Annotated in this window: 11 protein-coding genes; 2 read left to right on the top strand and 9 right to left on the bottom strand. The window is 42.6% G+C overall.

The features are described from left to right. Positions 1-86 precede the first annotated feature (86 nt). From H6H03_RS38475 to H6H03_RS38435, 9 genes are all read right to left on the bottom strand, one after another. Entirely contained in the window at positions 87-419 is a 333-nt protein-coding gene (locus H6H03_RS38475; RefSeq protein ID WP_190960240.1) for a hypothetical protein, read from the bottom strand. Then, entirely contained in the window at positions 416-952 is a 537-nt protein-coding gene (locus H6H03_RS38470) for a hypothetical protein (protein ID WP_190960239.1), read from the bottom strand. The genes H6H03_RS38475 and H6H03_RS38470 overlap by 4 nt, the downstream gene beginning before the upstream one ends. Positions 953-977: 25 nt before the next feature. Beyond that, entirely contained in the window at positions 978-1,694 is a 717-nt protein-coding gene (locus H6H03_RS38465) for a hypothetical protein (protein WP_190960238.1), read from the bottom strand. A 13-nt stretch (positions 1,695-1,707) separates the two neighbouring features. Continuing rightward, positions 1,708-2,010, bottom strand: a complete 303-nt coding sequence (locus H6H03_RS38460) for a hypothetical protein (RefSeq protein ID WP_190960237.1) — start codon at positions 2,008-2,010, stop codon at positions 1,708-1,710. Between the two features lie 84 nt (positions 2,011-2,094). Beyond that, a complete protein-coding gene (locus tag H6H03_RS38455) occupies positions 2,095-2,292 on the bottom strand; it encodes a hypothetical protein (RefSeq protein WP_190960236.1) in 198 nt (65 codons plus the stop codon). 258 nt (positions 2,293-2,550) lie between these two features. Then, the gene (locus H6H03_RS38450; protein ID WP_190960235.1) at positions 2,551-2,784 is read right to left on the bottom strand and encodes a hypothetical protein; all 234 of its coding nucleotides are present in this window, start codon (positions 2,782-2,784) and stop codon (positions 2,551-2,553) included. A gap of 104 nt (positions 2,785-2,888) precedes the next feature. Further along, on the bottom strand, positions 2,889-3,032 hold the full coding sequence (locus tag H6H03_RS38445; RefSeq protein ID WP_190899731.1) for a hypothetical protein: 144 nt from the start codon (positions 3,030-3,032) through the stop codon (positions 2,889-2,891). A 74-nt stretch (positions 3,033-3,106) separates the two neighbouring features. Further along, positions 3,107-3,691, bottom strand: a complete 585-nt coding sequence (locus tag H6H03_RS38440) for a hypothetical protein (protein WP_190960234.1) — start codon at positions 3,689-3,691, stop codon at positions 3,107-3,109. Then, positions 3,688-4,065: a hypothetical protein gene (locus H6H03_RS38435; protein ID WP_190960233.1), complete on the bottom strand. Its 378-nt coding sequence runs from the start codon at positions 4,063-4,065 to the stop codon at positions 3,688-3,690. The genes H6H03_RS38440 and H6H03_RS38435 overlap by 4 nt, the downstream gene beginning before the upstream one ends. A 293-nt stretch (positions 4,066-4,358) precedes the next feature. Between H6H03_RS38435 and H6H03_RS38430 the strand changes: the two genes are divergently transcribed. Together H6H03_RS38430 and H6H03_RS38425 are read left to right on the top strand one after the other, a co-directional pair. Further along, positions 4,359-4,535, top strand: coding sequence for a hypothetical protein (locus H6H03_RS38430; RefSeq protein WP_190960232.1), 177 nt, complete (start codon positions 4,359-4,361; stop codon positions 4,533-4,535). Between the two features lie 594 nt (positions 4,536-5,129). Beyond that, positions 5,130-7,851: plasmid replication protein, CyRepA1 family (locus H6H03_RS38425; RefSeq protein WP_190960231.1), on the top strand; the 2,722-nt coding region annotated here is incomplete at its 3' end.

Genomic DNA, 7,851 nt, shown 5'->3' with positions numbered 1-7,851 from the left:
TTCAGTTGCAATTAATCCTGGCTGAAGCGTAATTATAGTTGCAAATAATCCTGGTTTGTAAATGTCTTGATTGCAGGTTTGAGCGATTAGTATTGCAGGTCGTTACACATAGCCGGGTCACGCACAATCTGAGTGGGCATTCCATCATTCTGCCACTGTTGCCAATAGAAGGGGGTCATTCTGAAAGGTCGGTTATTCTTGTCGTTGCACACCAATGTTTTCTTTGGAGTTTTGATGCAGAAGTAAATTCTGTCGCTGCTCGTTCCTTGCCATGCCATTGCAGCCGAGCTAATTCCTACAGTCAAACTCAGCCCAATGGCAACAGCTTTCTTGTCCATCGGCAACTGACCAAACCACTTCATGAAACCCGATTGTTGGGACTCTTCTAACTCTTTATGTTTCTCGCTTAAATAATTCATTTACTCTTACCACCACAAAATATAAAAATCATTACTATCGCTAGAAATATGGCCACTCCTGCACTATCCATCCAACTTGATGATTCAGCAGTTTTTGGCTTATAAACCGACTCAATAGAAGTCTTAACTGTACTAGTAGAAATTCTCGATTCATTCCACTCACCAATGGGTTCATTGAGCGCACACAATAGGGCTAGTGATGCACTGCAACCAGTCATTAAATTAGTGACCAAATTGTTAAAACCTTCACCTGTTGCAGTGGCAGTAAAATACAGGTGTGCAGTTCCCACAGCTAAGAACATTCCAACGGGGTGAACCTGCAACAAATGAAAGGTGAAAATTACTGCACTGTTTAAGCAACTGCCAGCGACAATTTCACAAGCATTACCAGCACGTCTAAATGTTCTAACTCGATTGTTTTCTGGTAATGGTTGTGGTTGTTCTGGTTGCTTAGATTGTTGTGGTTTTTCTGCCAGCCCTTCATACAAAAAAGGGCTGACGTTAGTTGATGAATCACTTTTTCTAACTAACATCAGCCAAGTCCTTTTTACTAATTAATTACCTCTCGCCCAATTTCTGCCACAAGTTACCCAACATTGCACCCCAACCGCGAACTGTTCCTGTTGCAGAAACGCTTGATGTTGGTGCATGATTTTGGGATTGAATTGGTATTACTGACTGGGGTGTTTGATTTGGCTCTAATGCCCTTGAACCATATCTCGCACGGGCTAAAAGTTGTTGGCGTTTCTCTCTTAATCCTGTAGTAATTGCTTGACGTTCAGCCTGCACTGTTTGTCTATTTTCTATGCTGCTAATTTTATTTTCATGTCTCCACAATTCCGCCTGCAAATCGTGATGTAATTGTGCAGCAACTTCAGCTAAAGCATGTTTGCGTTTTTGGTCAATTCGCAATAGATCTGCTCTATCTTGGGCATCTATCTTACTCATTTCTGAATCAAATTCTGAATTGAGTTTGCGAATTTTGGCGATGGCAGTTGCAACATGAGAACCGTATTGTTTCCTTAATTCTGTCCAAGTTACCTGGCCTTTTGTTAACTTCTCCATCGCCTCAAAGACGACCTTGGCGTTGTCTAAGAATGGCTCTAATCGGTCAGATAATTCTTGGGCATTATTGGCATAATCCGCAAACTGTTCGAGCTTATTTATATCGGAGAGATAGCCCAGAATATCAGATTCAAACCCTCCCCAAGTTTGCGCTTTCTCATCGATATGGGAACTATGACCAACTACCGGATTACGTATTGCAAAATCCATTGCGCTGTTCTCCTTAGCGTTGGTATTTAAGTTGATTTACTAAAGCTTCTGCTAGTCCCAAGTGGTCGCCTATTGGCGTGTACTGGTACAAATCCTCTTGAAGTTTTTGAATTGTTTGGGCTGATTCTTCTAATAAATATTGCCCTTGTGTAGCGATTTCGGAGGCAATTAAGTTGTCAGTTATCGCTTTCAAAAAATGCAGTTTTTCGATACGGTTAATCCCTTCAAGGCAAGAACCATAAGTATCTTGCAACCAGTCTAAATAGGTTCCATCTCCAGGCGTTAGAGCGCAGTAGTATCCAAGCGGTTTCGTCATGATTTACAATCCTTTTGTGTCTATAATGCGTAGATGCCATTCGGGGCGGTCGCTCGGTGTCCAGTCAAGCGATCGCTCTTCTTATCACTGAAAAAAGCCTTCTCTTGAAACATCCACAGTTGAACCTGTGACCGACCATTGCAGAGTATTGAAAAACTGGCTGACATCCCCAAGGGTGACATCGCAATCAAAACGCAAGTTTTGATATTGTGGATGCTGCCGAATTTGGGTTACTAATTGTTGGGCTTGTGCAACTAATTCTGGTAGTGTTTGAGTATTCATAATTCACCTCAGAAAATCGATAATTGCAGTGATTCAGAGCTAATAACTGAAGCATTAGTAGACATCCCTGACACTTCGTAACAACGAGTAGTCAAAGCCTTGTGATTGAGCAATAAATCAGCTTTCTTTCGTTGTCCAGATAGAGGGCGAAAATGGTACTTTGGATGCTGGATTGTGCCTGTTCTAAATAGGTACTGGTATAGCGTTCTATCGATTTGGTAAACCTTAGAATTGGTTAGTAGGGTTGAGTCATAGACTCTATTTAGCATAAGTTTTTACCTCAACTTGAGAGTAAAACTCGATATCTAGGATTGCTTCGTGAATCTCTAAGAGTGCTTGAATGGCATCACCCAGACGGAGGTCATTTGACGTAGTGAATCGCTCTGATGCCTCCAATTTCATGTACTCTGGCCTTGCCCTCAACATCCTCAAACTCTCTTCGTACCCTTTGAGCATTGCTAAAATTTGCTCTACAGTCAAAATTTGCTGCATAGATATATGCTCCAAAGAAACTAGGAATTGTGATACAAGTTATTAGAAGGACTGGGCGGATTTTGAAAGCAAGCCACTGATAATCAGCCTCTAATTTGTGCCTATCATTGTCTGTTTTGGTTGACATACATTACTAATCCAACAGTAAATAACCCAACTCCCAAAGGCGATATAACTGCTGCTACACCACCAATTAAGGAGAGGGTAGCCACACCGGAATAAAAACAAACTTCAGTCAGTAAGTGCATTTTTCTTTCCTTTGAAATGAAGTGCAAGAGAAATAGAAATCTGGCATCGGATAATGCCATCCTTGAAGCAATATCTAGGGGTTTGCTGCTAGGTGAAGAATCTCTTGCAATGACTTTTGAGCAGTGCGCTGTTTCTGGGTTATTCCCCGTTGGGACAAAAAATCTTTGGCGTTCACTCCTTTGATCGAATGAGCAGCAGTCACAAACTCGGCTGCAAACTGGTCTAAATAGCTTTCTAAGCCATCTCTGACAGTGTTGGAATGAATTTCTACAAAGTTGTCTACAACTGCTTGACCACTTAAATAAGCCAGAGTCGAAGCGATTTTTTCAATGGTCAGCACGTAATTACCAGCAAATTCTTGAAGGGCATTGACAGTACCATCAATAATCTGTTGCTGTTGTTCTATTGGTAAAGGACTATCGCCGTTTGGAGCAATCGCAGCTACTTCCCCCGTGTTTTGTTCAAGAGCCTTCTGCTTGAATGTGTTAGCTAGGGTTTCAAATTCTGCCAAAGTTATTTCCTTGAGGCTATCAAAATCATCGGGGTAAGCTTCAGTAAGGCTGAATCTGATAATCTCCTCAGCAACTCCCAAACGTTCGGCAGATTCTTTAATAGAAATCATTTCTGGCTTATTGGTTTTAGTGGAATTAGGATTCATGCAGCTGTACCTCTTTGAATTACTTGGGCGAACTGTGCTTGAAACTTGGCTTGACTGAATTCCTGGGGATACTTTTTGATGTAGTTCTTTACCCGTTCGACAGAACGCAGATTAGCCATCACTCGTCCAATGCGGGACAGAACCCAGCTTTGGTACGGAGATAAAGGGCAAGAGCGATCCGTACTGCCATCGGCTTTGACTGGGTAGGCTTGGCGATAGCCATCTATGCGGTAAAGGGCTATCCCATCCCAACTGACCAAAGTTGAACGGGCAACGTTAAGAATTCTTGCAAGTTCAGATTTTGTAACATAACTTTCGCAGAACAGACCAGGGGAGTCTAAATCAAGTCCCCGTGAGGAATTTGACGCTTTCATAGAGCATCTATTGGTTAATGGTCAAATAGTGATTGATGGTCAGCATTAGATACTGACATACATAAGACAAGCATCTGATAGTTACTGCTATTTTGTTGTATCCACACGCTAAAAGGGTTGATTTATATAGCTTTTCCTTACTCGGTGGACACAAATCAGTTAACGGTGGTTGCTGTTTTCCTGTCTTATCTGTTATGTTAGTCCACAGGTGAGTCACCTGTCAATATTTTGATTCACCAGTGGAAAATAAGACTCAAAGGATGAATAATTAGGCATGGTATTTTAATTTGACTATGCCTTCAAAAAAGCCACAATTGACCATTCGTATTGAGGAGGATGAGTATTCATATTTACAAGAATGGGCCCAAGAAGAATTTATGACTCCTCCTCAACTAGCAAAAATCCTTCTGAAAAAAGCTATTGCATCAAAAAAGAAAGAAAAAGAAGGTAATAAACGAGAAACAGCATGAGGAAGGAGAATCAATCAGATGATGTAGAGCAACAAAAGAGGAGGCTTGATCCAATTACAAGTAAGAAAAATTTGTTAGTGGCAGTTGTTAACCAGATTGCAATATGTGCCTAGTGTTACTCAATAGGATGCTGACTCCCAGACAGCTTTTTAGTCCCAACCGAATAACTTGAATAACTTCTATTTATGCTCTTTAATTACCTATTTCTACCTTTAATCACTGAAATTTGAGTCCATAAATGCCAAGAAGTCTGCGAGCTGGAACTCACAGACTTTGACTCAAATTTTTCATTTGATTTTGCTCGTATTTTGTGGATTCGGTGCTGGAACACCTACCACACGCACACCCCGCCAGGAAAGACAGAGTGTAAAACCCCCACTGGAGAAGGATCAAGTGGAGCCTTTCTTTGATTATAAGTGTCTGTCAGTTGATTTCCAACAGATTGAGACGAAAAAAATAGGCATGAAGGCTTTACCAAAACTGCTTGATTCTTAACCATCTACCGCACAAGTTACGCCAACTGTTCTGTAGATAAAAGTTGAAATTCTGTCTTTTCTAGGCGAGGGCAATGTCACCTCAGCTTGGAGAAGGAAATTGAAAAATCTATCAAGTGTTCTACCATCTGCTCAAAACCTGTTGCCAACAGAGAGCATTGAGGAGTTTACCAGCCGAATTGAGAGAGAATTTATTGCCGGGAGCGCGATCGCCGTTGAACTCTACAGAGAAAACATCCGCATCATCAGCGACTTAGAAATCAATGCCGGCGGGGAGGTCGCCACCCCAATACATGATGCCCTCAACTGGAAATACACCCGATTTGGGCATCAAGCCAAACCCACACTCCACGCCGCACTGCTGCTCTCGGAAGACGGTAGCCCCTGGCAAGCCAAACTCAGTACACCCAGGACTGACCCGAAAAAAGACAAGATTCAAAAATACGAAACCCCAATTGGCAACTCGTCAAGGGCCTATCTCCCCGCCATTAACCGAGAAACTAGACGCTTAATTGCCAATCGCTACAGCGTAGAAGTTCCACCGCCAGGAGAAAGTTTCTGGAACTGGCTAGAACTTCACCCAGAAATCCCGATCGTAATTACAGAAGGCGGTAAAAAATCCTTATGCCTGTTGTCAGAGGGATACGTAGCCATTGCCCTTTACGGCGTTAACGGTGGCTACCGCACCAAGGACTCACTAGGAAACCCCATCAAACCTTACCTCATAAAAGACATAGCGCGATTTGCTGTAAAAGGCAGACACCTGACCCTAGCCTTTGACCAGGACACAAACACAGCCACCCAGAAACGGGTGAACGCTGCCATATATCGCTTTAGCCGATTACTGATTGCAGCTGGCAGCAAGGCTGATATCGCCATCTGGAACGGTCAGCAAGGACAGTGTAAAGGTGTTGATGACCTAATAGTTAACGCTGGAATGAAGGCTTGGTCAACAGCCTTAAACCAAGCCCTACCACTAACACACTGGCAGTTGTGGCAACGCTTAGAAAATCGTTTAACTTACGAACCCTCATTACAACTGACCACAGCTGACCTATCCACCCTGGAAATCAAAGACTTACCCCAAGAGGGAATTATTGCCATCGACTCCAGCAAGGGGACAGGTAAAACTAAGTTTATCGCCAAAACCACAGCCTCTTCTTCCAAAGTCTTAGCCGCCAGTCACAGAATTGCCCTAGTGCAAAATTTATGTGCCAGGGCTAACTTAGATTACCGTGGTGATTTAGATAAATTCAACGGCAATTTTATCAAAGGATCTGCTTACACCCTAAGAATTGGTTTTTGTGTTGATTCGCTCTTAGCCATCGACCCACAAAAATTTGTCGGCTGCGACTTAATCATTGATGAAATTGTCCAGGTAGTGCGTCACTTACTCACCTCTAGCACCTGCGACCAAAACGGCAAACGCCCCGCATTACTGGCCAGGTTTGCCGAAATAATTAGAGTCGCCAGGAGGATTATTGCTGCTGATGCTGATTTAAATAACCAGACCCTACACTACCTTAGAGAACTGAGAGGAGATGGTACACCCATTTTCTTAATTCGTAACGACTATCAACCCCAACCGTACCATGTAACATTTATTCAGGCTAAAGATAAATCTGCGATCGTCAACGATTTAATTACTGATGCCCGTCAACTACAGCCTGGGAAGACGCTGTATGTCACCACAGATAGCAAAGCCACTAGCAAGGCAACAGCGCGACTGCTGCTTAAAGCAATTCCAGGAATTAGAATCCTGCTAATTAACTCAGAAACCAGCGGCAATACAGTTGAAAAACGGTTTATGAAAACACCCGATGCTGTATTGGCCGAAGGATTATATGACGTAATTATTTGTACTCCCACAATCGCCACGGGAGTTAGCATTGAACTCAAAGATTTCATCGAAAAAGTCTATGGAATTTTCACCGGGGCATCATCCACCGACGCTGATATGTCCCAATCTTTAATTCGCGTGCGCGACACAGTAGAGCGTGTGGTTTGGTGTGCCGAACGTGGGACAAACTTCTGTAAAATTTCTCGCTCGTGCAATTATCTCGAAATTAAAAACCAATTACAACAAAGAACCGATGCCACCGTTAGCTTAATTCGTTCCAACCTTAGACCAGATATTGTTGAAGGTATTGCTAATTTCGATTGGCAATCAAACCCCCATGTAAATCTCTATGCTCGAATTAGTGCCGAGCAGAATTATTCGATGAGGAATCTAAGAGATGCCTTATTAATTCGGCTCAAACACGAAGGGCATCACATAAAAATTGATGAGCGACAATCCCAGTCAGCAGTCAAAGTTTTGTTAAAGCAAGCCAAAGAAGAAATTCAATTAATTGAAGCTCAAGCTATAGTTGCTGCTGCCGATTTAACTTATGCAGAAGTGGTCGTTTTAGAATCTCAGGAAAGCATTTCCCCAGAAGACGCACTCTCCTTGACCAAATTTTATCTCAAAGACTTTTACTGTTTAGACGAGCTAACAGTAGAAGATGTGCTTTGGGATAAAAGCGGCCAGCGACGCGGAGAACTGCTCAACTTAGAGGCGCAACTCAACTTTTCATTATCACTCGATAGAACAGCCAAATCATTAGAAAAACAAGCTAGTTGGAATCAAGGTGTTTGTCCGTGGGACATTTCCGGTACAGCACTGCGGCGACGAATTCGAGAAGCATTAGGATTAAACGATTTTTTAGATCCCAATAAAGAATGGAATCTAGCCGACCTGAAACCCTACGCTGATAAGATACGGCAATATGCGCCCCTAATACTTCAACATCTCAACCGCACCATCAGCGAAAAAATGAGTG

The organism is Nostoc paludosum FACHB-159, assembly GCF_014698835.1.
Taxonomy (GTDB): Bacteria; Cyanobacteriota; Cyanobacteriia; order Cyanobacteriales; family Nostocaceae; genus Nostoc; species Nostoc paludosum.
The sequence above is the reverse complement of the archived record's forward strand: the minus strand, read 5'-3'. Positions and strand labels throughout refer to the sequence as shown.

What these genes read in the sequence shown, in the direction of transcription:
- H6H03_RS38475 (WP_190960240.1), bottom strand. Translation starts at nt 419, where the DNA reads ATGAATTATTTAAGCGAGAAACATAAAGAGTTAGAAGAGTCCCAACAA.
- H6H03_RS38470 (WP_190960239.1), bottom strand. Translation starts at nt 952, where the DNA reads ATGTTAGTTAGAAAAAGTGATTCATCAACTAACGTCAGCCCTTTTTTG.
- H6H03_RS38465 (WP_190960238.1), bottom strand. Translation starts at nt 1,694, where the DNA reads ATGGATTTTGCAATACGTAATCCGGTAGTTGGTCATAGTTCCCATATC.
- H6H03_RS38460 (WP_190960237.1), bottom strand. Translation starts at nt 2,010, where the DNA reads ATGACGAAACCGCTTGGATACTACTGCGCTCTAACGCCTGGAGATGGA.
- H6H03_RS38455 (WP_190960236.1), bottom strand. Translation starts at nt 2,292, where the DNA reads ATGAATACTCAAACACTACCAGAATTAGTTGCACAAGCCCAACAATTA.
- H6H03_RS38450 (WP_190960235.1), bottom strand. Translation starts at nt 2,784, where the DNA reads ATGCAGCAAATTTTGACTGTAGAGCAAATTTTAGCAATGCTCAAAGGG.
- H6H03_RS38445 (WP_190899731.1), bottom strand. Translation starts at nt 3,032, where the DNA reads ATGCACTTACTGACTGAAGTTTGTTTTTATTCCGGTGTGGCTACCCTC.
- H6H03_RS38440 (WP_190960234.1), bottom strand. Translation starts at nt 3,691, where the DNA reads ATGAATCCTAATTCCACTAAAACCAATAAGCCAGAAATGATTTCTATT.
- H6H03_RS38435 (WP_190960233.1), bottom strand. Translation starts at nt 4,065, where the DNA reads ATGAAAGCGTCAAATTCCTCACGGGGACTTGATTTAGACTCCCCTGGT.
- H6H03_RS38430 (WP_190960232.1), top strand. Translation starts at nt 4,359, where the DNA reads ATGCCTTCAAAAAAGCCACAATTGACCATTCGTATTGAGGAGGATGAG.